We start from the raw sequence: 25,137 nt of genomic DNA, 5'->3' as shown, positions 1-25,137 counted from the left end.
GGTCAAATTCCCTCCTCATCGTCATACGGCAAACTAAAGGAGAATGTCGTTCCTTTACCCCAGTCACTGCTTACCCAAATGTTTCCACCATGGGTCATTGCAATTTCTTTTGCAATTGCTAAACCAAGACCAGTGCCGCCAAGATTCCTCGATCGTGCTTTATCTACACGGTAGAAACGATCAAATACATGAGGAATATTTTCTTTCGGGATACCAACACCTTCATCCTTCACACTAATAACAATACGTTCTTTTTCGGGTTTCACTGACACAGTAATCGTTCCACCTTGCGGGGAATATTTTACTGCGTTAGAAATGATATTATCCATAAGCTGGGTCAACTTATCACGGTCACCTTTTATTGCGTACAACTTTTCAGGTATTTTTCGTTTAAATTGAATAGCTTCATTTTTGGTAACCATTTCAAAGCGATCAATAATTTGATCAACAAAACTTGTAACGTTAATACTCGTTGTAATCATTTGATAGTCTTTACTATCCATTTTTGTTAGTTGCAATAAATCATTCACAAGACGAATCATTCTTTCCGTCTCATTCGATGTTACTTGAAGGAACTGAGGAGCAATTTCAGGGTCATCCATTGCTCCGTCTACTAATGCTTCTAAATAGCTTTTCATAGAAGTTAGAGGTGTTCTGAGTTCGTGGGACACATTTGCCACAAATTCTCTGCGATCTTCCTCAATTCGTTCTTGTTCCGTTACATCATGTAGGACTGCAATTAACCCGTTTTCCATGCCATTTTCTTTTGCAATCACAGAAAAATGAGCTTCTAGAATCGTTTCTTCTTTCTCAATATCAAAATCTAGTAAAATTGGATCTGTAATACCGTAGAGATCTTCTAATTTCATAAAATTATCGAGATTGAGTATCTTTGTAATTTCCACGCTTATTACGTCTTCTTGTTGTTGATTTAACATTTCCTCTGCCCGACGATTCATCAGTATAATATGACCCTTTTTATCCGTAGCTATAACCCCATCTGTCATATGTGTGAGTACCGATGAAAGCTTTCTTCTTTCACCCTCCGTAGAAGCATTAGCCTCCTGTAAACTATTGGCTAGTTCGTTAAAGCTAGTGGCCAATTGTCCAATTTCATCGTCCCCATAGACGACAACATTCCGGGAATAGTCTCCCGTACCCATTACTACCGATTGTCTTCTCATGTCAACAATTGGACGTGTAATTGTGCGAGAAAGTATTGTTCCAAGTGCTGCGGTTAAAAAAAGCGCAATAATAGTTCCAGTAAGGAAAATTTGTTTTATTTCCTCCATCTGTTCATAGATCTCCTCCATAGGAGCTTCTATATAGATGGCACCAATTATCTGATCTTCATCTTTTATTGGAGTAGCTAATACTCGCATACGGCGGTAAGTATTAGGCTCGAGCATCGGTTGGTCAAATTCGATATCCAACAAAGCACGTTTCACTCGGTAGTCCGTTGTTCGTTGTCCGATATATTTATGGTGTGCACGGTTAGTAGCCGTCACCACCGTTTCATTTTCATCAATCACTTGAATATTTGCGGCATTTTCCATTCTGAAAAACTCAGATAACAATCCGTCAATTCTCTGCCTAAGTGTAGGACCGTCTTCATCGTCGGTCTCTTCATCTCTCAGCATTTCCTGTGCAATATTATACTCTAGAAGAACGGTACGCTCATCTAATGTATCGTAGAAATTAGCTACGAGATGGTCTTCTAATTGACGTGTAAAATACACCCCAATTACTTGCATGGCAATCATAATCAATAGCACGTAGATGATGACAATCTTTACATGAATTGATTTATAGAAACGAATTTTTTTCATTCTTAGTTCTCCTGGTCGCCTTGGCGGAGATAATAACCTACTCCCCGTCTAGTCACAATCCAAGCTGGGTTACTAGGATTATCTTCTACCTTTTCACGAAGTCTACGAACAGTAACATCCACTGTTCTTACATCTCCGAAATAGTCATAGCCCCATACCGATTGAAGGAGGTGTTCCCTTGTCATCACTTGTCCAATATGTCGAGCTAAGTAGTAGATAAGTTCAAATTCCCGATGAGTCAGTTCTACTGGCAGATCCCTTTTAGTAACAAGATAAGCCTCTGGTTGAATGAGTAAAGGACCGATTTTAATATTCTTATTTTCTTCTTCCGGTTCTTGTGACTTTTGGTTCCTGCGTAAGTTTGCTTTGACTCTTGCAATTAATTCCCTAGTACTAAAAGGCTTGGTGACATAATCGTCCGCACCTAGTTCCAACCCTAGTACTTTATCGATTTCAGAATCTTTTGCTGTTAACATGATAATTGGCATATCATATGTTTTCCGTACTTCTCTACAAACTTCCATTCCATCTCTATAAGGAAGCATAATGTCTAAAAGAATCAGATTTGGCACGTATTCCTTTACCTTTTCTACAGCCTCGTTACCATCATAAGCACACACAACATCAAATCCATCTTTCTCCAGACCAAACTTTATAATATCCGCTATCGGCTTTTCGTCATCTACCACTAGAATTCTTTGCTTGTCCACTATTAGATCAACTCCCATTTATCTTTCACTCTCTCTATTCTATCACATTAAAAATATAGATCACTAGCTTCAACTTTAGAAGTAGGGTCACTTCCAACTGGTAAAATTACCATCTTCTCTTTTACAAGGTTAACAGTTTTTATAATTCATATTTCATGAACTACTTCATTCTAAAACATGAACTGTTTTTAAGAACCGACATATCCGGGCGGAAATTACAAGGAGCTTGAGTATTTCTTGTCTGCGGAAAGCATCCGCTTAGAGCTAATTGAAGTAGTCTTATATCCATGTACAAGAAAACACTCAAACCTAACCTTCCCCCGATTAATATCAATTATTTCCCTGGAAATTAATTTCTTCACTTTTCGACATTTTTCATATTTCAAAAACTACCTTGTACCATGCATTCTGTCTTCCAGGGTTACACGTAAGTTTTAAACACAAAAAAACTTATCCCTATTTGGATAAGTGACATTTTCTCATATAGAAGTACTACTGGTGCTGGCCAGAGGACTTGAACCCCCAACCTACTGATTACAAGTCAGTTGCTCTACCAATTGAGCTAGGCCAGCACTTTAAAAAAGTGGTGGCTCAGGACAGAATCGAACTGCCGACACATGGATTTTCAGTCCATTGCTCTACCGACTGAGCTACTGAGCCAAAGATTGGTTTGAGAAGATTAATTCTGAATTTATCATTAGAGATAAATTAATATGGCGGTCCCGACGGGATTCGAACCCGCGATCTCCTGCGTGACAGGCAGGCATGTTAACCGCTACACCACGGGACCGCATCAATATATTTATGTAAAATTGGTTTTTTCTTGGGTTTTTAAGCAAAAAAAATAATTGGTTGCGGGGGGCGGATTTGAACCACCGACCTTTGGGTTATGAGCCCAACGAGCTACCAGACTGCTCCACCCCGCGACAATATTAAAGTGTTTATTACTTCTTTACCCTTGTCCTATTAGTATGAGGGACAACAGAATTAATTATACCTAAAACTATTTAAAATGTCAATAGTTTTTTTGGTGACCCGTACGGGATTCGAACCCGTGATACCGCCGTGAAAGGGCGGTGTCTTAACCGCTTGACCAACGGGCCATAAACTTTATTTAAAAATGGTGAGCCATGAAGGACTCGAACCTTCGACCCTCTGATTAAAAGTCAGATGCTCTACCAACTGAGCTAATGGCTCTTCATCTGATGGCTAAAGCATGAGGATCTTTAGATCATACTTGCCTTGCAACTGAAGTATACGCTTTTGGCGACAAGAATTATCTTATCACTATTATTCTAATGATGCAACATGTTTTATAAATTTTTTTATATTTCTTTTGATCATGTAGACTTATTTAACTTTAACAGCAACATAGAGTAGATTCGGGTCACTATGTTCTAAGAAAAGCAACAATACCTAAAGTTTTATGAATTATAAAGTAAATAACTCTTATTTCTCTTTCATTTAGTTATTACTATTGATAATCTAGTAGCATCATAGTTTAGGAGTTGGAGTGAAAAAATGAATTTTGTTGCGCTTGATTTTGAAACTGCTTCAAGAGAAAAGGGTAGTGTTTGTGCTATCGGTATGGTGCGCGTAGTCAATGATGAAATAGTAGACGAAAAATACGCGCTCATACGTCCTCAAAACCCTTATTTCGATCCTTATTTTGAGCAAGTCCATGGCATAACATGGGACGACGTCAAAGAAGAACCGACATTCGATCAACTTTGGCCAGAACTATCTGGTTACTTTCACAACAATCTCATTGTGGCTCATAATGCAGCTTTTGATATTAATGTTTTAAGAAACGTGCTTGACCACTATAGCATTCCCTACCCAATGATGAAATATAACTGTACTGTTAGTATCGCCAAAAAAACTTGGCCGGAATTTATCAATCATAAACTAAACACGATAGCTTACCATTTCGATATGGATTTCGAGCACCATCACGCATTGGAGGACGCACGTGTTGCCGCTCATATTATATTAAAAGCATCCGAAATATATAATGCGTTTGATGAGGAGACATTTCTACAAAGGCTTGATCTGTGTCACGGTATTATTTCAGAGGAAGCATGTATAACCCCTGGTATGAATAAAAAGAAACAAAGATCTATGAAGAAAAATCTAAGCAAAAAGGGAAGCTAATTTTCTTTTTGCTTTTTTTTATTAAAATTTATAATCTTGAATAGAAAAGATGTTTTAAAACACAAGAGCACCGAAAAAGTCAAACTCGACTTTTCGGTGCTCTTGTTCATCTATAAGTAAAACCTTTAGCTAGAATTCCACATTTTTTAATGACCTCTTAAAACTAGGCCCTTCTAAGACTCTTGGTTACGCAAATACACCACGAACGAGATTTGTTTGGTTTCTATCAGGTCCAACTGAAAAGATCGTCAGTGGAATGCCTGTGAGCTGTGAAATGCGTTCAATATAAAAGAGGGCGTTCCTAGGTAAATCATGAAGCGACTTCACACCTGTGATGTCCTCTGACCAACCTGGAAGTTCTTCGTACACTGGTTCACATTCAGCTAACACTTTAAGGCTCGCAGGGAACTCTTCCATCAATTCACCACGATACTTATATGCAACACAAATTTTCAATGTTTCGATACCTGTTAATACATCAATAGAGTTTAATGACAGGTCGGTAATCCCACTCACTCGGCGAGCATGGCGAACGACTACACTGTCAAACCAACCCACTCGTCTTGGACGACCGGTAGTTGTGCCGTATTCGTTTCCGACTTCACGGATCTTATCGCCAATTTCATTCTTCAGCTCTGTTGGGAATGGACCATCACCTACTCGAGTAGTATAAGCTTTAGACACTCCTACTACATGATTGATTCTAGATGGACCTACACCTGAACCGATAGCAACTCCACCTGCAATTGGATTCGATGAGGTTACAAAAGGATATGTCCCTTGGTCGATATCAAGCATTACTCCTTGTGCACCTTCAAAAAGCACACGTTTTCCTGCATCTAAACCATCATTCAAGATAACGGAAGTATCTGCCACATAGTCCGCAAACTGCTGGCCATATTCGTAGTACTCCTCTAAAATATCTTCCATTTTAAAGCCATCTACTTCATACACTTTTTCAAACAAACGATTCTTTTCATGCAAGTTGACCTTTAGCTTTTCTTCGAAGGTTTCTTTATCTAATAAATCAACAATACGAATTCCAACTCGAGCTGCTTTGTCCATGTAAGCAGGACCTATTCCTTTACGAGTTGTTCCGATTTTGTTTTCGCCCTTGCTTTCTTCTTCTACGATATCAAGCTTCAAATGATACGGTAAAATAACATGTGCACGGTTACTAATACGAAGGTTACTCGTATCTACTCCCATATCATGCAAATATTTAAGTTCCTCAACCAAAGCCTTAGGATCAATAACCATGCCATTACCAATAACACACGTTTTGTCCTTATAGAAAATACCCGATGGAATTAGATGAAGCTTATATTTTGTACCTCCGAATACAATCGTATGTCCGGCATTATTTCCACCTTGATAACGAGCAATTAACTCTGCTTGTTCAGATAAATAATCAGTAATTTTTCCTTTTCCTTCGTCTCCCCATTGCGTTCCTACAACTACGACAGATGGCATTAATCGAGCACCTCCAGGTTTTTTTAACACATTCGCCTTGCTTTCATTCAATAAAAACTATTTTCTGTTACTAGTCCTTGATCTTGAATTACTATTCTATAGTTATTGTATTGGTTAACTTATTTGCCATCGTTATTTTATCAGTTCCACCCCTAGTCAGTCAACTTTTTTCCGAACATTAACGAAAGTAAATCTATTTTTGTTCGTTAATTGTTGCTGATTTCTCGTTAATTGCCCAATTTCCCCCTTCATACCATCCCATATAACAAGACTTGTTAGTGTATGTAACAAACCTGTTATCTATAAGAAAAATGAGCATTAGTTCTGTAATACTGTTTTTTAAAACCATTTTTACATTCATTGAAACTCTTCCACGGGCAGATAGCATATGAAATCCAGTCTCCGGGATTTACATATGTTTACTTCTTTTTGAAGTTTCTCTATTTATGATTTCCTCTTTTTTCAGAAACAACAACGTTTATAAAAACAAAGCCCTAAAAAAAAGAGGCATCTCTGCCTCTTTTCTAGGATGGTACTCCGCTTTCTTCATAACGCCGTTCTAAATTAACGAACTTATTATATTCTTTTACGAAAGCAAGCTCTACGGTGCCTACCGGACCATTACGTTGTTTAGCTATAATTATTTCTATAATATCCTTTTGCTCCGATTCCTGATCATAATAATCATCACGATAGAGGAACGCAACAATATCCGCGTCCTGCTCAATACTCCCTGATTCCCGGATATCGGACATCATTGGACGCTTGTCCTGTCTTTGCTCCACGCCACGAGAAAGCTGGGATAAAGCAATAACTGGCACTTCCAACTCACGGGCAAGTCCTTTTAATTCTCGCGATATTTCTGATACTTCCTGTTGACGTCCTTCGCCACTTCGGGAATCGCCTGCTATTAGTTGTAAATAGTCTATCATAATCATTCCTAAACCACGTTCTTGCTTTAAACGCCGACATTTAGAGCGAATATCCTTCACTTTTATTCCCGGTGTATCATCAATATATATTCCAGCCTTTGAGAGGCTTCCCATCGCCATTGTCAAACGTTGCCAATCTTCATCTTCTAGTTTACCAGTTCGAAGTCTTTGTGCATCTATATTTCCTTCTGCACACAACATACGCATGACGAGCTGATCGGCTCCCATCTCCAAACTGAATATCGCTACATTTTCATCTGTTTTTGTTGCAACGTTTTGCGAAATATTTAGAGCAAAAGCTGTTTTCCCCACAGAAGGTCTTGCTGCCACTATAATTAAATCATTTTTCTGAAAACCGGCAGTAATACGATCTAACTCAGAGAAGCCTGATGGGATTCCTGTAACATCTCCAGTAGCATTTTGAAGCATTTCAATTTTATCAAATGCTTCGACTAACACGTCTTTTATTTCTACGAATTCCCCTGCATTCTTTTTTTGTGACACTTCGAGGATCGATTTTTCTGCATCATTTAAAATAGCATCAACATCTTCATCTGCTGCGTATCCCTCTGCAGTAATGTTAGTCGCTACACGAATAAGTCTTCTTAGTAATGATTTTTCTTCTACGATCTCACTATAGTAGTGGACATTCGCAGCAGTTGGTACTGCGTTTGCCAGGTCACTTAAATAAGACACACCGCCAATTTCTTCGAGCCAGTTTTTCGTCTGTAATTCCGATGTCACAGTAACTAAATCCACAGGTTCTCCTTTAGAAGAGAGAAGTAACATGACTGTAAAAATACGTTCATGTGCTGCACGATAAAAGTCTTCCGGATTTAAACGTTCAGAGGCGGTGATGAGGGCTTGATCTTCAATGAAGATTGCTCCCAACACCGCCTGCTCGGCTTCGATATTTTGCGGTGGTGTGCGATCGGCAATTAAGTCATTCATGACCCACTTCCCTCATTTCCCGCTTGGAATAGTTTATTCTTCCGTGACATGCACCTTCACCGTCGCCATTACTTTGGGATGAACTTTTACTTGAACGTTCGTATACCCTAATGCGCGTATCGGTTCATTCATTTCTATTTTACGCTTATCAACTTTGAGATCCATCTTCTTTAAATGTTCAGCGATTTGTTTGCTGGTCACGGCACCGAATAGACGTCCATTTTCTCCGGCCTTTGTAGTGACTTCTATCGTGAGTTTCTCGATTTCTTCTTTGAATTTTTCGGCATTTTCAAGTTCCTTTTCTACTTGACGATCTTCACTTTCCTGCTTTTTCTCTAGTGACTTCATATTACCTTTATTAGCTTCTACTGCAAGATTATTTTTCAATAGATAGTTTCTTGCATAACCTTCAGAAACATTTTTCACATCACCTTTTGTACCTTTTCCTTTTACGTCCTCTAGAAAGATAACTTTCATGTTGTTTGTCCCCCTTTGAAGTACTCATCAATTTTTGTTTTCAACGTTTCTTCTACTTCCTCAATCGTCATACCATCAACTTGTGTCGCAGCATTCGTTAAATGGCCTCCACCGTTCATACTTTCCATAATTACTTGCACATTTACTTCACCAAGTGACCTAGCGCTAATACTCACGCGGCCATCATCAATTCGGGAAATAACAAAGGAAGCAACGATATCATTCATTGTTAATAATGTATCAGCTGCCTGCGCAATAAGGACTTGGCCGTATGCTTCTCCTGCATACCCAGTCGCAATAGCCATGCCGCCTGTGTAAATATGTGCTTGCTCAACAAGTTTGGAACGTTTAACGTACTGATCCAAGTCCTCTTTCAGAAGTTTTTGCACGAGCGTCGTGTCTGCTCCTTTACTTCGCAAGTAAGATGCTGCATCAAACGTTCTTGATCCTGTTCGAATTGCAAAGCTTTTCGTATCCACAATGATTCCTGCTAAGAGCGCGGTTGCTTCCAAGACATCTAAATTCGGATGACTTGGTTGATATTCAAGTAACTCTGTGACTAGTTCAGCTGTCGATGATGCATATGGTTCCATATAAACAAGTACAGCATCATTTATAAAATCTTCACCGCGTCTATGGTGATCGATCACAATGGTTCGATCCATTTTTTCCAAGAGCTTAGGTTCTTGTACCAGAGAAGGTTTATGGGTATCAACAACAATAAGCAACGTGTCGTCTGTCGCTTCCTCATTTGCTTCCTCCGGTGTAATAAACTGAGCCCATAAGTCATCATGCTCTTGAATCTCTCCCAGTAATTTATGAACACTTTGGTTAACTTCGTCCGGGTCTAATATAATAAATCCGTCTTTCCCATTCGTTTCCGCAATTTTTAACATCCCAATTGCCGCGCCAATAGAATCCATATCCGGGTTTTTATGCCCCATTATAAAGACTTTATCACTTTCATTAATAAAGTCCCTAATAGCATGTGAAATGACCCTGGCCCGGACTCTTGTTCGTTTTTCCATCGCGCTTGATCTTCCACCATAGAAACGACCTTTACCCGTTTTCTCCTTGATGGCAACCTGGTCGCCGCCACGTCCCAGAGCCAAATCTAAACTTGACTGCGCTAACGTTCCAAGTTCTCTTAAAGATGTCTCGCGGCTTCCTATTCCAATGCTCAGCGTCAATGACACCTTTTCTTTACCGGTCCTGTCTCTAATTTCATCTAAAACCGTGAATCTGTTTTCTTCTAAAGCTGCAAGAGCTTGCTCATTAAAGACAGCAATAAACCGGTCCGAAGCTGTTCTTCGAATAAAGACATCATATTCCTTTGACCATCTATTTAACGTGTCCGTCACATGTGTGAGTAATTTACTTCTTACCTGGTCATCCATCCCTTGAGTCACTTCATCATAATTATCGAGATAAATATGTGCGATAACTGTTTTCTCTTTCTCAAATAACTCTTTAAACGCTTGTTCTTCCGTGACATTAAGAAAATAGAGTAGTCTTTCGTCTGGTTCATGAAATACGCGATAATTTTGATCATTAATAGAAATGATAAAACGTTTTTTTTCATCATTCACTTGTTTTAATAGATCTTCTGTGAAAACAGTAATAGAACCCCCTACTACATCCTTATCGATAAGTTTTGTTAAATAGGGGTTAATCCATTGTACATATCTATTTTCATTATAGAGAAGAATACCTATCGGTAATTTTGTTACTGCAGCTTCTCCAGCTTTGTTGACTCGATAGGTAAGCGTAGAGATGTAATCTGCTAGTTCTTCTACAAAATGTTTTCTGGCACGTATAATTAAAAATAAAACAACACCAATGCTCATTAAGCCTAGAAGACCCCATTGCCATTGGTAATATGTTAATATCCCGGTAAACAGCACAGAAACGCTTAACAGCGCCATTACATGATAACCATGCCATCGTTTTAACAGGAATTTCGGCATTATCCACAACTCCTATTTCTGCGAGTTCATTCGCTTTCTTAAGTCAAAACCTAAGTCAATTATACCTAAGATCCTTATGATATGAAGGAAAAATGGTAAAAGAAACGACATTACCACCACTATGATAGGAAATACAAGCCCTTTGCCTTTGTAATGAAAATAGAAAAATACGAGTGCAAAACCTTGAATAATCATGATCATTTCTAAAACTGGTGATAAATTAGATACTGCAGTATACAGTGCAGTCCCTTCTTCTATTCCTCCGAACATAAAAAGATACGTGATTAAATAATACCATATAAATGCCTTAGGAAATCCCCAATCTCTAAAAGGAGGAAACCTTGAAATATCTTCCCCTTTTTTTCTCAGGATAAAGGATGCAATTACTTGAACAGTAAAGGCGAATCCGACACCAATCATAACCATTAGTGATGGTGCAATCACCGATAATGAATCTACAAAATCATAAAACGTCTGAAGTGCATCTTCCTCGGCCTCTCCAAGTAGCGGCATCATTTGTTCCGTCATTTCCACAGACTCTAACATGACAGCTTGCATTTCCGCAACAGGATCTACATTTAAAATTAAAACTGCAGCAATAAAAATAAATACGATCGCCACAACATAGCTTAACGCACCTCCCACTAATACAGCAAATGCCTCTTTTTTCCTTCTGTATAGTTCTCCAATAATAACACCACTTGGAAGAAAAAATACTCCAATTGGTAATGCTGATGGCCCCAAAAGGATAAAGAGAATTGAAAAAGCTATCAGTGCTAAACTTATCCCTGCTTTAAGTTCATATTTGAATGTAAAATAAATAAACGGTATAGATAAAAAGAAAAAGGCGGCTAAACCTAGAACCGGAATCCACAGTGCAAACACTGTAAGTATTAAAAACAGGCCTAGACACAATCCCCCTTCTCGTAATAAATTCGAACGGTCCATGTAATTCGTTCCCTCATTTCAGTAATTCTTTCAACACTGCTCTCTATTTTATCATGCTTCTTCTAGAAAACCTAAGTAAAAACCTGTTAAAAGCCAATGATTTATTCCAGCTTCATGCAAGATTAATCATGACATTAACTCAACTTCACCTAAAAAAAAGCAACCAAAATGTTTGGTCGCTTCTCCAGTGTTTATTTTGTTATGTCAAGAATTTTAGCGGTTAATCTTGTGAATTAACTCTTTATTTACCTTTAAGCTTTCCAAATATTCCTTTTCACGTTTTTGTTCTACTTCGATTTTTTTATCCAAACTTTTTTTATATACTTCGTGACCAAATCCATGGGCTAGATGGAGGCTTTTCTCCATCTGCTCAGTTATTTCTTTTTTATCATCACTCATCTACTATCTTTCCTTTCATACCTTTGTGTAAGTTCAGCTCTTTAAAGCAGGTATAGATACTTATTTCACGAAATACCTATTCCAAAACATTGAATTTAATTTAGACAACTCTAGATAGCGATTAATTCATTCCTAAACCGTTTGCTTTCCCCGGACAAACACTTCAAACATAAGAATCCGAGACTCTCTATCTGCACTTCACTTAATTTTTATATATTAAAAAAAACGGCATAGCCGTCTTACTTTAATGCAAAAGAAGCTGCTTTCTTAACCTTAGATTATTCTAATTACGTAAATTTATTGCTTTGTTATCACCGAAGGTTGTTTGGAAAGAAACAACGGTCTCTAACAGAATACCAGATTCAGCCTTAAAACATCGTTCCAATACAAAAAGGCCTTTCAGTAGCATAAAATACTACTGAAAGGCCTTCTAATCTAAAACTATTCCGTAACGAACGGCAATAATGCCATTGTACGAGAGCGCTTAACTGCGCGAGTTAATTGACGCTGATATTTTGCAGAAGTTCCAGTTACTCGGCGAGGAAGAATTTTCCCACGCTCAGAGATAAACTTTCTTAGCAAATCTAAATCTTTATAGTCAATTTTTGTAATCTTATTTACTGTAAAGTAACATACTTTACGACGCTTTGGACGACCACGACGTGCCATGCGTATCCCTCCTTTTATATTTTTCCCCGATTTACAATCGGTTTAAAAGGGCAGGTCATCATCATTAATGTCGATCGGCTTACCATCACTGGCAAATGGATCATCATTTGAACCTGATTGATTTCCTTGACCACTTTTATTTCCTTGACCAAAACCTTGCTGCCCAGATCCTTGGTTCGGATTTCCCTGATAACCGCTGTTATCATTTTGCTGCCCATAATTGCTTTGGTCCGCACCTTGTCCAGCATTTTGGTTTCCGCCACCTCCAGATCCTCCAGAACCGCGAGGCTCTAAGAATTGAACGCTATCGGCTACCACTTCTGTCATGAAAATACGTCGCCCTTCACTGTTGTCAAAGTTTCTTGTTTGTAACCTACCGTCAACGCCTGCTAAACTTCCTTTTTTAAGATAGTTAGCTACATTTTCAGCTGGTTTTCTCCAAACCACAACATTAATGAAATCGGCTTCCTTATTTCCCTGTGTGTTTGTGAAAGGGCGATTTACAGCTAAAGTAAAAGATGTAACAGCAATTCCGTTGGCTGTGTAACGTAGTTCTGGGTCTTTTGTTAAGCGTCCAACTAAGACAACGCGGTTTATCATCCGAATTCCTCCCCGGAATGGTTTCAATCTATTATCATTTTAAATTAGTCATCTTCACGAACGATAAGAGAACGTAAGATGTTATCGTTAATGGAACTTAAACGGTTGAATTCGTCAAGCGCTTGCTTCTCAGCGTTCAATTTTACGAGAACGTAGTAGCCTTCTGTGAAATCCTCGATTTCATAAGCAAGACGTTTCTTACCCATTTCCTTCGTTTCATTCAATTCTGCGCCGTTGTCCGTCAATACCTTGTTAAATCGTTCAACAATTTCTTTTGTTGCCGCTTCTTCCAAGTTAGGACGTACGATGTACATAATTTCATAATTGCGCATTTCTGTCACCTCCTTTTGGTCTAGGCCCTCTTCCTATAGAAAAGAGCAAGGAGCAAGCATTTATTTCCTTTTGCTCGCAAGAATATAGTATATCAGATATAAGAGTACGAAACAAGTAGCGTTTTACTATTCTTTAGAAACATCTAGAACATCCAGAAAACAAAGAAAAGATAGCCGGGTTCGAGTACCCCCACTATCCTCTTCCTAATTTATACATTAAAACGGAAATGAACGACATCTCCATCTTTTACAACGTACTCTTTACCTTCCAATCTTACTTTTCCATTCTCTTTCGCAGTGCTCATGGATCCAGCGTTTACTAGGTCCTCATAAGAAACCACTTCAGCGCGAATGAAACCTCGCTCGAAGTCTGTATGAATGACTCCTGCTGCCTGAGGTGCTTTCGTTCCATGAAGAATTGTCCAAGCTCTTACTTCTTGTTTCCCCGCTGTAAAATATGTTTCTAATCCCAGTAAATTGTACGCAGCTTTAATTAACTGGTCTAATCCTGATTCTTCAATTCCTAAGTCCTGTAAGAATTCTTCTTTTTCATCGCCATCCAACTCAGCAATTTCAGACTCTATTTTTGCACATACAACAATCACTTCGGAGTTTTCTTCTTTGGCAAAGTCCATTACCTTTTTCACATTTGGGTTACCAGAAACATCTAACAGCTCATCTTCACTCACATTTGCTGCATATAATACTGGTTTCCATGTTAATAGATGCAAACCTTTTACGATTTTTTGTTGGTCTGTCGTAAATTCCACACTTCGAGCCGGCTTTTCTTCTTCAAAAGCATCTCGAAGCTTCGAAAGGATTTCATATTCAACAACAGCATCTTTATCTTTTTGTCTAGCCAACTTTTCGACCTTACCAATACGTTTGTCCACCGCTTCCATATCAGCTAGAATTAATTCGAGATTTATCACTTCAATATCGCGAATTGGATCCACACTGCCAGACACGTGTGTAATATTGTCATCATTAAAGCAGCGTACAACATGAGAAATGGCATCTACTTGACGAATATGAGATAGGAACTTATTCCCTAACCCTTCCCCTTTACTGGCACCTTCCACAATTCCGGCAATATCCGTGAATTCAAAAGCTGTCGGAACCGTTTTATCAGGTGTAACCATTTCTGTTAGCTTATCCAGTCTTGGGTCTGGGACTTCTACAATCCCTACATTCGGATCAATCGTACAGAACGGGTAATTTGCTGATTCTGCTCCAGCCTGTGTAATTGCATTAAATAACGTGGATTTACCTACGTTTGGTAGTCCCACGATTCCTGTTGTTAAAGCCATACATCATACTCCTTTTATTGGAAGTTCACTAAGTGACGGAAACATGCATCATACGTGTCTCCGATTATTGAACACAATTTTTATTTCAATGATTTCTTCTCGTCCAAAACTACATCCTTATTAATTATAGAGATTTATATGAAAAAGCGCAAGAGTATCAGTTATCGAGTAGAAGCGATTTAAATACTAATAAAATAGAGACTCCCGCATCAAGCGAAAATCTCTATCATCATAACTGCTCTTTCGTTTCAAGAACTTTTTTAATCTTTTTAGAAAACTCTTTCCTTGGGATCATTACACTATGTTCACAGCCAAGACACTTTATTCTAATGTCCATTCCCATTCGAATAATCTGCCAGCGATTTACTCCACATGGGTGTTGCTTTTTCATTTCTACAACATCGTGCAATGCGAATGGCGTGTCTTTCATATCTTTCACACTCCTGTTTCCATTGGTTGTCCCCTATTATACACCAACTTTATTTTCAAGTGTTATCAAACTTATGGATAATTGGGTAAAGCATAATTGATGCTAGTATATAAAGGTTTAATAACCCATATAAAGGGTAAAGTATTCCAACTAATTTTGAAAATCCGAAGGTTGTTAAAGGCATCATTAGGATTGACAGGACTAATGCCAGCGCCCAAAATGGTATCTTTATTAAAGGTTGAAGTCTTGTACACAATCCGAGCATACCCGAGGCAGCTGTAGTAAATATTGCAGCCCACAGCAATCCCGACATAACCAGAACCATGAAATACGGATAATTTTTCAAAATAGCGAATAATGGTATTTCATAAATCATTACCTCTTGCGCTACTTGTATTAACGATTGATTATAAAGATAAGAGATGACCCCTAGCGTACTGGCACTCCCTATACTTGCAATCCATATCTCACCACGATGTTTTATTTTTGAACCAATAGCACCTAATACTGCTATCAAAGGTAATATATTTAAAGCGGTAAATGTAAATGCAGATGGCCAATTTGCCTGCTTTGTCCACTCAAATCCCATATCCCATCCTACGCTTTTTTGAAAAACTAGAAGAGTAGTCACTAAGAAAAAAATGAGCAATGGAATAATGAGCGCATTTATGGATGTCATTCCATTGATGCCCCATATAAAAAGTAGTACTAAAAGAAAAGCCAGAATCATTACCCCATACCAATAAGAAACATGTAATACTTCTAAAGTTGCACCTCCGCCAGCCATCATAATGACTGTCGTGGAAAATAAGTACAGGATAATCATTCCATCATACAGTTTGGTCAGTTTCTTACCCATCAATTGCTCTAATATTGGTAAATAATGCTCGGAACCATGATTTTGACTAATCGTCATAATTACAAAAGTACACGTAAAGAATAATACTGTGAATAAAAGTATTGCTAGTCCACTTTCGTATCCAAAAAATTGCCATAATTCTCTACCTGATGCATATCCTGCCCCAATCATCGTTCCAATAATAAGAAACATCCATTTAATCCCGGCTTTCCACAAAACAATCCCTCATTTCAATCTTTTGACGTATAGATCCATGTTTTGATCCGTATACTGTTACTACTATTTTTGAAATGAGGGTTATATGATGAATTATGGACAACTTTTTCATAAAAAGAATTCAGACTCCTTTAGGATCCACGTAGAAGAGCCTCTCAGAGTACAGCAACTGGCCTCTGCTGTCTTTTCTTTCTTACCGGCAAGTGAGGATAGATCTATTGTAATCGTCTGTATTGGCAGCGATCGTTCAACTGGTGATTCACTAGGGCCTCTTATTGGAACTAAATTATTAGAACGGCAATGTCCCTTATTTTCTATTTACGGAAGTCTATCCTCTCCAGTTCATGCCAAAAATTTAGAAGAAACAATGATAACCATTAAGACCCTTCATGATAATCCTTATATTATTGCTGTCGATGCATGTTTAGGTCGAACGACAAGTGTCGGTTATATGACGGTCGCTGACGGTCCAGTTAAACCTGGTGCCGCTGTTCAAAAAAGTCTTCAACCAGTAGGAGATATTCACATGACTGGGATTGTCAACGTCTCGGGTTACATGGAAATGTTAGTTTTACAAAATACGAGACTTTCTCTAGTAATGGATATGGCAGAATCAATGTCGAGAGCAATATGGCGTGCTGCATTTTGGCAGAAAAAAAGAGCCACAACACTGGCTGTTGCGCCTCAAAAGGAAATCAATCTTTAGTATTCGCGACTCGTTCAATTATTATCTTACTCCTTATAAGAGAGAAGCAAGTGATGCTGACTTCTCTCTTTCATCCAGTAGAACTATACAGAAAGCTCCACCTAGCCAATTTTGAGCCACACTTTTTAACATACAGCCTTTTAAAACCACTTTCTGCGTTAACAAAGAAAGACTAAAAGAAACGATAATATATCAAGACAAATAAAACGGCAATGACGATGGATGGCAACAGATTTGCTATACGGATTTTTGGTAATCCTAATAAGTTCAAACCAATACCAATGATCATAATTCCGCCTACCGCTGTAATTTCACTAATCATTACATCAAGTAACTCTTCTGGTAGCCATTGGATAATAAAGGTAGCTGACAACGCTATTAGTCCTTGATATATAACTACTGGAACAGCGGAAAACATGACACCAATACCCAACGTTGCCGCAAATACAATCGAAGAAAATCCATCAAGTACTGATTTCGTAAGCAAAACAGAATGATCCTGGCGAAATCCACTATCCAATGCCCCAATAATTGCCATTGCTCCTACAACAAAAAGGAGTGTTGCTGCTACGAAACCTTCTGCTATTTTTCCATCACTACTTTTCTTCATTTTCCGTTCTAACCATGATCCTAATTCATTCAATTTACCTTCAATATTCATTCTTTCACCAATTATTCCACCTAATGCAAGGCTAAAAATTAAAATTAGAAACTCCGTGCCTTCCAAAGTCATTGTAAACCCAAGTACAAGAACTGCTAATCCTATCGCTTTCATTACTGTATCTTTCATCGACTGGGAGAAATGTTTTACATTTACTCCTATCCATGCACCTATAATAATCGCTAGTCCATTTACTAGCGTTCCCAACAACACCATTCAAAAATTCCCCTATCCAAGTAAACCTTCTTTTATTTCTTTCATCGCTTCTAAAAACTTTATTATTTCATTTTCGGTATTATATATTCCTACACTAACCCTGACTAAGCCGCCGGTAGTCGTTTGATACGTTTGGTGAATCATTGGTGAACAATGTAACCCGGCTCTAACAGCAATTTGATAATGGTTATCTAATATTATTGCTATTTCATGACTATCAATGCTATCTAGTTGGAATGAGACAACGCCTAAACGGTCCTCTCCCTCTTCCGGCCCATAAATCGTAATAGCGTCTATTTTTTTCAGTCCTTGAATCAATTTAGACGTTAACTGTTTTTCATGTTCATGAATATCAGTTATTCCTTTTGATTGCACTTCCAGTATACCTTTTAGTAAACCTGCTATCCCAGGCGTATTCATCGTGCCACTTTCCCAACCTATTGGCCACAAACAAGGTTGTTCAGGTTTTTCTGATTGACTTCCAGTACCACCTACATATAAAGGCTTAAGTTCCACTTTTGTTCCAACAAGAAGAACGCCAACACCTTGAGGCCCCAACAAAGCCTTGTGCCCTGGCACTGCTAGCATGTCTATCCTCATTTCTTTCATACTAATTGGCAATATACCTGCCGTTTGCGAACCATCTACGCAAAAAAGAGCATCGTATTCTGAAACTAGTTGCCCAATTTCTTGAATTGGAAGTATCTGTCCGGTTACATTCGATCCATGAGTTACTACTACTAGCTTTGTTTGTTTTGTTATCTTTTTACTGATTTCCTCTGTCCAATTCCCATCCACCCCTATGTAATCTACGTTGATACCAATTTCGGTTCGTAATCTTTCTAAAGGTCTTCTTACCGAATTATGCTCTAGTACTGTAGTAATAACATGATCCCCTTTTTCCCAGGACAAGCCAGCAATCGCTTGGTTAAGAGCTGCAGTTGCATTTGAAGTGAAAATAATTCTTTCAACAGAAGGTGCCTGAAACATATCTTTTAACTTTGATCTTGTTTCTTCTATTATGAAACTCGCCTGTCTTGAAAGTTGATGTCCACTTCTCCCCGGATTTGCACCATATGTATTTACTGCGTCAGCCATTGCTTGAGCTACACTAGCCGGTTTAGGGAAACTTGAAGATGCTTGGTCAAGATAAATCATGTTTAGACCTCCATTAAAACGACGTAGATTTTATCTTTGTATTATCTAAATTACTTCTTAGACGTTCCCAACTTTAGATACTAGATAGAACTTTTAAATTTCTCTGTGTTTAGAGAGTGTTGTTTTCGTAGAGTAGAGAGGTTTGAATACCTTCTAGCCGGACACTTTGCGGTTTTTAACTTTAGAAAAGATGACCCAACGAACGGGCCACCTTTTGTCCTTACCTATTCTTCTTCCGTTGTATGAAGTAATTCTAAAATTCTTTCTAAATCTTCATCAGTAAAGAAATCAATTTCTATTTTCCCCTTACCTTTCCCTTTTTTGATCTGAACTTTTGTTCCAAAATATGATTTTAAAGCTGATTCTCGATCCTTTAAAAATGGTGACAGTGTGTTTTTCGAAGTTTCACGTGAAACATTTTCATTAGAACGTTGAATCCATTCCTCAAGTTGTCGAACACTCATTTTGTCTTTAATTATTTTTTGCAGTAAGGGGGTTAGTTTATTTTTGTCTTTCAGCGATAAAAGTGCTCTAGCGTGCCCCATAGATAACCGTCCGTCCGAAAGATATTGTTGTACAATTTGTGGAAGTTGCAACAATCGTACGTGATTAGCGATATATGGTCTGCTTTTCCCTAGTTTTTTAGAAAGTTCTTCTTGAGTGACTTGCAAATGTTCCATTAATTTCTGATATGCCCTTGCTTCTTCTAATGGATTTAAATCTTCTCGTTGAATATTCTCAATAAGAGCTATTTCCATCATTTGATCCTCGGTTAATTCTTTTACAACCGCCGGAACTGTTTTAAGTTCAGCATTTTGTGCTGCGCGATACCTACGCTCGCCTACAACAATTTCATATCCTTTAATACTTTTTCTGACGATAATAGGCTGAAGAATGCCATGCTCGAGGATAGATTCGCTTAACTCTTTGATTGCAGCTTCATCAAATGTCTTCCTTGGTTGATATGGGTTTGGTCTTAATTCTGATACATTAATACTTTGAACTTGATCTTCTTGAGTATAAGATGTATCAGGAAAAAATGCTCCTATCCCTTTTCCCAGTCCTCTAGCCATGGCTCATCACTTCCTTTGCTAATTCAGTGTATACTTCTGCACCGCGTGACTTGTTATCATATGTAATGATTGGTTTCCCATGACTCGGCGCTTCACCTAGACGTACATTACGAGGAATAATTGTCTTAAATACTTTTTCACGAAAGTATTTTTTCACTTCTTCGATGACTTGAAGTCCTAAATTGGTTCTAGCATCCAACATTGTTAATAAGACTCCCTCTATCTCCAAATCTTGATTTAAATGTTTTTGGACTAATCTAACTGTATTTAATAATTGACTTAACCCCTCTAATGCATAGTACTCGCACTGTACTGGTATGAGTACCGAGTCTGATGCCGTTAACGAATTGATAGTCAACAGTCCTAGGGACGGTGGACAATCAATAATAATATAGTCATATTCATCTTTTATTGAGTCAATAGCGCGCTTTAATCGAACCTCTCGTGAGATCGTTGGCACTAATTCTATTTCCGCTCCGGCAAGTTGAATCGTAGAAGGTATGATATGTAACCTCTCTGTTGGTGTAGGTACGATTACATTTTTTGGTTTTTGATCCTCTACTAGCACATTGTATATACATTCATCAATGTCACCTTTATTTATTCCGATCCCGCTTGTAGTATTTCCCTGGGGATCTATATCAATAATAAGTACTTTATTTCCTTCATGAGCAAGACAAGCACTTAAATTAACAGCTGTTGTTGTTTTCCCTACTCCACCCTTTTGATTGGCTATGGCGATTACTTTTCCCATCATGTCACCTACCTAACTCTCTAAACTCTGCATAAACAATCTTCATTATAAAAATAAGCTTATTCATCTTAACTTATACAGGTACTTCTCATCAGCCCCAACCTTGCTTTTAATTATCAAACTTTTCAATTTAACAACTCTACTTTTACGCACATAGTCATTAATTTACATTTTCGCGTGGTAATCACCTATTTTATCTCTAATATCCTGTTTATTCTATCATGAAAAAAAGATATTTAACGTAAATTCAGAGTTATTTTAGCAAAAATAATACTATGGATGTGTTTATTCAAAAAATAACCGTATCCGCGAAGTTATCGAATACGATTACAATTACTCTAAAAAAAGAGAGGTATTATCAAATTATCAGAGATTGAGACACTCTAATTCTAATTATTTTTTTGGTATGCGGATTGTGAACTCATAATACTCTTCATGTTCCTCTTCATTTGTGTCAATATGCATTCCTGTCTGAGCAACCATATCGACCGACTTTCGAATTGTATTCATTGCAAGTCGAGTGTCTTTTGAAACAGCTTTGCGGAACGTTTTTTTCTTTTCTTTCGGAGGCTCTTCTGAAAGCTTTTTTATTGCCTCTTCTGTCTGTTTTACATTCAATTCATTTTCGATAATTTTGCCCAGTAACATTAATTGTTTTTTCGGATCCTTTAACACGATTAATGCCCTTGCATGTCGCTCTGTAATTTGACGGTACAAAAGTGCATCTTGTACTTCGGAAGGTAGTTGTAATAATCGAAGCTTATTGGCCACGGTTGATTGTCCCTTGCCAAGTCTTTGAGCTAAACTTTCCTGGGTTAATCCATGGAGTTCCAAAAGTTTTGCATAAGCAGTTGCCTCTTCAATAGACGTTAAGCCTTCTCTCTGAAGGTTCTCTATTAATGCAATCGAAGCCGTTTGAGAATCATTGAATTCTTTGATAACTGCAGGAATCCGTTCCCAGCCCAGCCTTGTAACGGCACGCCAACGACGCTCCCCCGCGATTATTTCATATTTCCCATTCCGCTCTCTTACAACAATCGCTTGAATGACACCGTGCGTCTTAATTGTTTGCGCAAGGTCGTCGATTCGATCGTCATCAAACACTGTTCTCGGTTGATATCTGTTTGGTACAATATCAGCTACTAATAGTTGATGGATTTCTTCTTTATGATTTATGACTGGCTCTTCTGTATTTTCCTGTTTGTCGTTCAAGCCAAAAAGCTTTGAAAATGATTGTTTCATGTCGCCCCCACCTTCATAAAACTACCTTTCTAACTCACTAGCAATTTTAGAAAATATGTTGATGAACTCTAAGCAAATTGAGGTGATTGGGTGGCAACCCTTTTAACTCAGAGCTTGGACATTATTCATGTTCAACAATATTCTCTTATAAAGCCTTTAAAGCAAGAAGAAAGGATATTAACTAAAATAACCAGCATCACATAAAAATGTTCCACGTGAAACATTTTTATCGTAATCACCAATATCTTTTTGTAAACGTAACATTTGTTTCTCCATCTACAGTATACGTGAGAATAAAGAAATCTTCTATAAAAAACTATTAGAACATTTGTTTACCTTTTTTGATATCCATTTTGGAATGCGATTGTCCAACTAAAAAACATTTAAAAAGTATGTCGATATACTAATTGAGCATAGTTTCCGATTTACAATAATGGCTCTTTATTTGGTGTGCCTGCTTTTCTTGGGAATTTTTTGGGTGTTAATTTTTGTTTTTCCACTATAATGACAGATCGCTCACTTTCTTCTATAGGTAAAATAAAGTCATGTTTATTGATTACATGACCACCTAAAAGTTGAAAGGCTTTTGTGGAATTATGTAACTCATCTTCCGCTCCTGCACCTTTCATAGCAATAAATTGACCATGTTTTTTAACTAGTGGGAGGCATAATTCTGCTAATACTGGCAATCGGGCAACAGCACGAGAGACGGCGATGTCATATTGCTCACGATGTTCCTTCTTATTGGCGAACTCTTCTGCTCGTGAATGATAAAAAGATACTCCTTTTAGTTGAAGTTCTTCTGCCAATGCATGTAAAAAGGTAATTCGCTTTTTTAAGGAATCAACAATAGTTACATGAAGCTGAGGAAAACAAATTTTTAAAGGGAGGCTGGGAAACCCAGCCCCTGCTCCAACATCTACGATCGACAACTCTTCTTCAAAGTTTTTATAAAAACTTACCGAAATAGAGTCATAAAAATGCTTTAAATAAACATCTTCTTTTTTTGTAATGGCCGTTAAATTCATTCGTTCATTCCAGTCTACAAGTGTTTGGTAATAACGGTCAAATTGGTCCAATTGAGACTCATTCAGAAAGATCCCTTTTTCTTGAAGTGCTTCTTGAAATTGTCGTTCGTTCATTTAAAACTCCACCTTCATCTTTTAATCAACTTTTTTGAGCTTACCTTGTTCCATATAAACTAGTAGAACGGAAACATCTGCCGGATTTACCCCGGATACTCGAGAGGCTTGCGCCATAGATAATGGTTTCACTTCAGAAAGCTTTTGTCGAGCTTCCATTGCCAGTCCTTTAATAGATAAATAGTCGAGATCTACAGGTAATTTTTTGTTTTCCATTTTTTTCAAACGGTTAACTTGATCCAGTTGTTTCGAAATATAGCCTTTGTATTTCACCTGAATTTCAACTTGCTCTTTTACATCTTCTTCATAATCATTTTCAGAAGGAATTAACAGGTTAATCGCATCATAGTGAAGCTCTGGCCGTTTTAATAATACTGCAGCATTCATTGCTTCTTTTATAGGGGAAGATCCTGCTTTTTCTAGAACAGCATTTGTTTCCGGAGAGACTTTTACAAAACTATTTTCTAATCGCTCAATTTCTACTGCTATTTTATCTTTTTTACTAATAAACTTGTCATACCGCTCTCGGGATATTAGACCTATTTCGTAACCTTTTTCTGTTAATCTTAAGTCTGCATTGTCGTGACGCAATAATAATCGGTACTCTGCACGGGACGTGAGTAAACGATAAGGTTCATTCGTACCCTTTGTCACCAAGTCGTCAATTAACACACCTATATAGGCTTCTGAGCGATTTAAGATTAACGCTTCTCGATCTTGTGCTTTACGTGCTGCATTTATACCTGCCATAATTCCTTGACCCGCCGCTTCCTCATATCCGCTCGTACCATTTATCTGACCAGCAGTGAATAACCCGCTTATCTTTTTTGTTTCTAAAGAAGGCCATAGCTGTGTAGGTACAATTGCATCATATTCAATAGCGTATCCTGGACGCATCATGCGCACATTCTGTAAACCAGGTACTGTTTTCAGAATTTCATGCTGCACGTCTTCCGGAAGACTTGTTGACAAACCTTGAACGTATACTTCGCTTGTGTTACGTCCCTCTGGTTCCAGAAAAATTTGATGTCTTGGTTTATCATTAAAACGAACGACTTTATCCTCAATAGAAGGACAGTAGCGTGGACCTGTTCCTTCGATCATTCCGGAATACATAGGAGATCGGCTTAAATTAAGATTTATTAATTCATGTGTGGTCTCATTTGTATAGGTTAACCAACAAGGTAGTTGGTCAGTAATAAATTTAGTTGTTTCATACGAAAACGCTCGCGGAACATCATCACCTGGTTGAATTTCTGTTTGGGTATAGTCTATTGTTGCACCATTAACTCGAGGTGGCGTTCCTGTTTTAAAACGCACCATTTCAAACCCTAACTCTTGTAAATGATAAGAAAGATTTACAGACGGCTGCATGTTGTTAGGTCCACTATCATAGGAAAGGTCACCTAAGATTACTTTTCCTCGAAGATAGGTTCCTGTTGTTACAACTACTGATTTCGCTGAATATCTAGCTCCTGTTTGTGTAACAACTCCACGTATTTCCCCATTCTCTACGATAAGTTCTTCTACCATTCCTTGTCGAAGTAATAAATTATCAGTTTCTTCGATGGTACGTTTCATTTCGTGCTGGTATGCAAATTTGTCAGCTTGAGCTCGTAATGCACGAACTGCAGGACCTTTTCCTGTATTAAGCATACGCATTTGAACGTGCGTTTTATCAATATTTTTTCCCATTTCACCACCGAGTGCGTCAATTTCACGCACAACAATCCCTTTTGCGGGTCCGCCTACGGATGGATTACAAGGCATATATGCTACGGCATCTAAATTTAATGTCAACATTAAAGTATTTGCACCCATTCGTGCAGAAGCAAGTCCTGCTTCTACCCCCGCATGGCCGGCACCGATAACAATGACATCAAATTCGCCTCCATTATAACTACTCATCTTACATTCCTCCTCTTAAAA

Annotated in this window: 24 protein-coding genes and 6 tRNA genes; 2 read left to right on the top strand and 28 right to left on the bottom strand. The window is 38.0% G+C overall.

The window, feature by feature from the left end; genetic code table 11:
• Positions 1–2: 2 nt before the first annotated feature.
• The 8 genes from walK to CEF18_RS19120 all read right to left on the bottom strand — a co-directional run bounded on the left by walK (position 3) and on the right by CEF18_RS19120 (position 3,736).
• Entirely contained in the window at positions 3–1,829 is a 1,827-nt protein-coding gene (walK, locus tag CEF18_RS19155) for a cell wall metabolism sensor histidine kinase WalK (RefSeq protein WP_110938114.1), read from the bottom strand.
• Between the two features lie 2 nt (positions 1,830–1,831).
• The gene (gene yycF / locus CEF18_RS19150; RefSeq protein ID WP_110938113.1) at positions 1,832–2,557 is read right to left on the bottom strand and encodes a response regulator YycF; all 726 of its coding nucleotides are present in this window, start codon (positions 2,555–2,557) and stop codon (positions 1,832–1,834) included.
• A 478-nt stretch (positions 2,558–3,035) separates the two neighbouring features.
• Positions 3,036–3,111 (bottom strand) — tRNA-Thr (locus CEF18_RS19145).
• Positions 3,112–3,123: 12 nt separating this feature from the next.
• Positions 3,124–3,199, bottom strand: a tRNA-Phe gene (locus tag CEF18_RS19140).
• A 54-nt stretch (positions 3,200–3,253) separates the two neighbouring features.
• Positions 3,254–3,329 (bottom strand) — tRNA-Asp (locus CEF18_RS19135).
• 59 nt (positions 3,330–3,388) lie between these two features.
• Positions 3,389–3,465 (bottom strand) — tRNA-Met (locus CEF18_RS19130).
• A gap of 102 nt (positions 3,466–3,567) precedes the next feature.
• Positions 3,568–3,642, bottom strand: a tRNA-Glu gene (locus CEF18_RS19125).
• Positions 3,643–3,660: 18 nt separating this feature from the next.
• A tRNA-Lys gene (locus CEF18_RS19120) sits at positions 3,661–3,736 on the bottom strand.
• A gap of 324 nt (positions 3,737–4,060) precedes the next feature.
• On the opposite strand from CEF18_RS19120, the gene CEF18_RS19115 reads away from it, so the two are divergent.
• Positions 4,061–4,693 carry a 3'-5' exonuclease gene (locus CEF18_RS19115; protein ID WP_110938112.1) on the top strand — a complete coding sequence of 211 codons (633 nt, stop codon included), beginning with the start codon at positions 4,061–4,063 and terminating at the stop codon, positions 4,691–4,693.
• Positions 4,694–4,879: 186 nt separating this feature from the next.
• Here the strand turns inward: CEF18_RS19115 and CEF18_RS19110 are convergent, their stop codons facing one another.
• The 13 genes from CEF18_RS19110 to CEF18_RS19055 form a co-directional block, all read right to left on the bottom strand.
• Positions 4,880–6,166, bottom strand: a complete 1,287-nt coding sequence (locus CEF18_RS19110) for an adenylosuccinate synthase (protein ID WP_110938111.1) — start codon at positions 6,164–6,166, stop codon at positions 4,880–4,882.
• A 193-nt stretch (positions 6,167–6,359) separates the two neighbouring features.
• On the bottom strand, positions 6,360–6,527 hold the full coding sequence (locus CEF18_RS26090) for a hypothetical protein (protein WP_183041153.1): 168 nt from the start codon (positions 6,525–6,527) through the stop codon (positions 6,360–6,362).
• A 163-nt stretch (positions 6,528–6,690) separates the two neighbouring features.
• On the bottom strand, positions 6,691–8,049 hold the full coding sequence (gene dnaB, locus CEF18_RS19105; protein ID WP_110938110.1) for a replicative DNA helicase: 1,359 nt from the start codon (positions 8,047–8,049) through the stop codon (positions 6,691–6,693).
• Between the two features lie 33 nt (positions 8,050–8,082).
• A complete protein-coding gene (rplI, locus tag CEF18_RS19100; RefSeq protein WP_110938109.1) occupies positions 8,083–8,526 on the bottom strand; it encodes a 50S ribosomal protein L9 in 444 nt (147 codons plus the stop codon).
• Positions 8,523–10,493 (bottom strand): DHH family phosphoesterase, encoded by a 1,971-nt coding sequence (locus CEF18_RS19095; RefSeq protein ID WP_110938108.1) that lies wholly within the window; start codon positions 10,491–10,493, stop codon positions 8,523–8,525. The genes rplI and CEF18_RS19095 overlap by 4 nt, the downstream gene beginning before the upstream one ends.
• Before the next feature lie 12 nt (positions 10,494–10,505).
• Positions 10,506–11,441, bottom strand: coding sequence for a YybS family protein (locus tag CEF18_RS19090; protein ID WP_110938107.1), 936 nt, complete (start codon positions 11,439–11,441; stop codon positions 10,506–10,508).
• Positions 11,442–11,654: 213 nt separating this feature from the next.
• The gene (locus CEF18_RS19085; protein WP_110938106.1) at positions 11,655–11,840 is read right to left on the bottom strand and encodes a hypothetical protein; all 186 of its coding nucleotides are present in this window, start codon (positions 11,838–11,840) and stop codon (positions 11,655–11,657) included.
• A 441-nt stretch (positions 11,841–12,281) separates the two neighbouring features.
• On the bottom strand, positions 12,282–12,509 hold the full coding sequence (gene rpsR, locus CEF18_RS19080) for a 30S ribosomal protein S18 (protein WP_110938105.1): 228 nt from the start codon (positions 12,507–12,509) through the stop codon (positions 12,282–12,284).
• Positions 12,510–12,551: 42 nt separating this feature from the next.
• The gene (gene ssb, locus CEF18_RS19075) at positions 12,552–13,109 is read right to left on the bottom strand and encodes a single-stranded DNA-binding protein (RefSeq protein WP_110938104.1); all 558 of its coding nucleotides are present in this window, start codon (positions 13,107–13,109) and stop codon (positions 12,552–12,554) included.
• Between the two features lie 44 nt (positions 13,110–13,153).
• A complete protein-coding gene (gene rpsF / locus CEF18_RS19070; RefSeq protein ID WP_110938103.1) occupies positions 13,154–13,441 on the bottom strand; it encodes a 30S ribosomal protein S6 in 288 nt (95 codons plus the stop codon).
• A 209-nt stretch (positions 13,442–13,650) separates the two neighbouring features.
• A complete protein-coding gene (ychF, locus tag CEF18_RS19065) occupies positions 13,651–14,751 on the bottom strand; it encodes a redox-regulated ATPase YchF (protein WP_110938102.1) in 1,101 nt (366 codons plus the stop codon).
• A 229-nt stretch (positions 14,752–14,980) separates the two neighbouring features.
• The gene (locus tag CEF18_RS19060; protein ID WP_110938101.1) at positions 14,981–15,181 is read right to left on the bottom strand and encodes a DUF951 domain-containing protein; all 201 of its coding nucleotides are present in this window, start codon (positions 15,179–15,181) and stop codon (positions 14,981–14,983) included.
• Positions 15,182–15,236: 55 nt separating this feature from the next.
• The gene (locus CEF18_RS19055) at positions 15,237–16,256 is read right to left on the bottom strand and encodes a YkvI family membrane protein (RefSeq protein WP_110938100.1); all 1,020 of its coding nucleotides are present in this window, start codon (positions 16,254–16,256) and stop codon (positions 15,237–15,239) included.
• Between the two features lie 85 nt (positions 16,257–16,341).
• On the opposite strand from CEF18_RS19055, the gene yyaC reads away from it, so the two are divergent.
• Positions 16,342–16,962, top strand: coding sequence for a spore protease YyaC (gene yyaC / locus CEF18_RS19050; protein ID WP_407690426.1), 621 nt, complete (start codon positions 16,342–16,344; stop codon positions 16,960–16,962).
• A gap of 172 nt (positions 16,963–17,134) precedes the next feature.
• On the opposite strand, the gene CEF18_RS19045 is transcribed toward yyaC, so the two are convergent.
• The 7 genes from CEF18_RS19045 to mnmG form a co-directional block, all read right to left on the bottom strand.
• Positions 17,135–17,839 carry a DUF554 domain-containing protein gene (locus CEF18_RS19045; RefSeq protein WP_110938098.1) on the bottom strand — a complete coding sequence of 235 codons (705 nt, stop codon included), beginning with the start codon at positions 17,837–17,839 and terminating at the stop codon, positions 17,135–17,137.
• 12 nt (positions 17,840–17,851) lie between these two features.
• A complete protein-coding gene (locus tag CEF18_RS19040) occupies positions 17,852–18,997 on the bottom strand; it encodes an aminotransferase class V-fold PLP-dependent enzyme (protein WP_110938097.1) in 1,146 nt (381 codons plus the stop codon).
• A 224-nt stretch (positions 18,998–19,221) separates the two neighbouring features.
• Positions 19,222–20,070, bottom strand: a complete 849-nt coding sequence (locus tag CEF18_RS19035; RefSeq protein ID WP_110938096.1) for a ParB/RepB/Spo0J family partition protein — start codon at positions 20,068–20,070, stop codon at positions 19,222–19,224.
• Positions 20,063–20,824 (bottom strand): ParA family protein, encoded by a 762-nt coding sequence (locus CEF18_RS19030; protein WP_110938095.1) that lies wholly within the window; start codon positions 20,822–20,824, stop codon positions 20,063–20,065. The genes CEF18_RS19035 and CEF18_RS19030 overlap by 8 nt, the downstream gene beginning before the upstream one ends.
• 393 nt (positions 20,825–21,217) lie before the next feature.
• Positions 21,218–22,066: a nucleoid occlusion protein gene (gene noc, locus CEF18_RS19025; RefSeq protein WP_110938094.1), complete on the bottom strand. Its 849-nt coding sequence runs from the start codon at positions 22,064–22,066 to the stop codon at positions 21,218–21,220.
• 425 nt (positions 22,067–22,491) lie between these two features.
• Positions 22,492–23,208 (bottom strand): 16S rRNA (guanine(527)-N(7))-methyltransferase RsmG, encoded by a 717-nt coding sequence (rsmG, locus tag CEF18_RS19020; RefSeq protein ID WP_110938093.1) that lies wholly within the window; start codon positions 23,206–23,208, stop codon positions 22,492–22,494.
• A gap of 21 nt (positions 23,209–23,229) precedes the next feature.
• A complete protein-coding gene (gene mnmG, locus CEF18_RS19015) occupies positions 23,230–25,116 on the bottom strand; it encodes a tRNA uridine-5-carboxymethylaminomethyl(34) synthesis enzyme MnmG (protein WP_110938092.1) in 1,887 nt (628 codons plus the stop codon).
• Between the last annotated feature and the right edge of the window lie 21 nt (positions 25,117–25,137).

This window comes from Salipaludibacillus neizhouensis, assembly GCF_002886185.1.
Lineage (GTDB): Bacteria > Bacillota > Bacilli > Bacillales > Salisediminibacteriaceae > Salipaludibacillus > Salipaludibacillus neizhouensis.
The sequence above is the reverse complement of the archived record's forward strand: the minus strand, read 5'-3'. Positions and strand labels throughout refer to the sequence as shown.

Coding starts and splice junctions, on each gene's coding strand:
- CEF18_RS19040 (WP_110938097.1), bottom strand. CDS start 18,997: ATGATTTATCTTGACCAAGCATCTTCAAGTTTCCCTAAACCGGCTAGT.
- CEF18_RS19045 (WP_110938098.1), bottom strand. CDS start 17,839: ATGGTGTTGTTGGGAACGCTAGTAAATGGACTAGCGATTATTATAGGT.
- ssb (WP_110938104.1), bottom strand. CDS start 13,109: ATGATAAACCGCGTTGTCTTAGTTGGACGCTTAACAAAAGACCCAGAA.
- CEF18_RS19115 (WP_110938112.1), top strand. CDS start 4,061: ATGAATTTTGTTGCGCTTGATTTTGAAACTGCTTCAAGAGAAAAGGGT.
- CEF18_RS19035 (WP_110938096.1), bottom strand. CDS start 20,070: ATGGCTAGAGGACTGGGAAAAGGGATAGGAGCATTTTTTCCTGATACA.
- noc (WP_110938094.1), bottom strand. CDS start 22,066: ATGAAACAATCATTTTCAAAGCTTTTTGGCTTGAACGACAAACAGGAA.
- dnaB (WP_110938110.1), bottom strand. CDS start 8,049: ATGAATGACTTAATTGCCGATCGCACACCACCGCAAAATATCGAAGCC.
- yycF (WP_110938113.1), bottom strand. CDS start 2,557: ATGGGAGTTGATCTAATAGTGGACAAGCAAAGAATTCTAGTGGTAGAT.
- walK (WP_110938114.1), bottom strand. CDS start 1,829: ATGAAAAAAATTCGTTTCTATAAATCAATTCATGTAAAGATTGTCATC.
- yyaC (WP_407690426.1), top strand. CDS start 16,342: ATGATGAATTATGGACAACTTTTTCATAAAAAGAATTCAGACTCCTTT.
- CEF18_RS19030 (WP_110938095.1), bottom strand. CDS start 20,824: ATGGGAAAAGTAATCGCCATAGCCAATCAAAAGGGTGGAGTAGGGAAA.
- CEF18_RS19095 (WP_110938108.1), bottom strand. CDS start 10,493: ATGCCGAAATTCCTGTTAAAACGATGGCATGGTTATCATGTAATGGCG.
- CEF18_RS19060 (WP_110938101.1), bottom strand. CDS start 15,181: ATGAAAGACACGCCATTCGCATTGCACGATGTTGTAGAAATGAAAAAG.
- rpsR (WP_110938105.1), bottom strand. CDS start 12,509: ATGGCACGTCGTGGTCGTCCAAAGCGTCGTAAAGTATGTTACTTTACA.
- ychF (WP_110938102.1), bottom strand. CDS start 14,751: ATGGCTTTAACAACAGGAATCGTGGGACTACCAAACGTAGGTAAATCC.
- CEF18_RS26090 (WP_183041153.1), bottom strand. CDS start 6,527: ATGAATGTAAAAATGGTTTTAAAAAACAGTATTACAGAACTAATGCTC.
- CEF18_RS19110 (WP_110938111.1), bottom strand. CDS start 6,166: ATGCCATCTGTCGTAGTTGTAGGAACGCAATGGGGAGACGAAGGAAAA.
- rsmG (WP_110938093.1), bottom strand. CDS start 23,208: ATGAACGAACGACAATTTCAAGAAGCACTTCAAGAAAAAGGGATCTTT.
- rpsF (WP_110938103.1), bottom strand. CDS start 13,441: ATGCGCAATTATGAAATTATGTACATCGTACGTCCTAACTTGGAAGAA.
- mnmG (WP_110938092.1), bottom strand. CDS start 25,116: ATGAGTAGTTATAATGGAGGCGAATTTGATGTCATTGTTATCGGTGCC.
- CEF18_RS19085 (WP_110938106.1), bottom strand. CDS start 11,840: ATGAGTGATGATAAAAAAGAAATAACTGAGCAGATGGAGAAAAGCCTC.
- CEF18_RS19090 (WP_110938107.1), bottom strand. CDS start 11,441: ATGGACCGTTCGAATTTATTACGAGAAGGGGGATTGTGTCTAGGCCTG.
- rplI (WP_110938109.1), bottom strand. CDS start 8,526: ATGAAAGTTATCTTTCTAGAGGACGTAAAAGGAAAAGGTACAAAAGGT.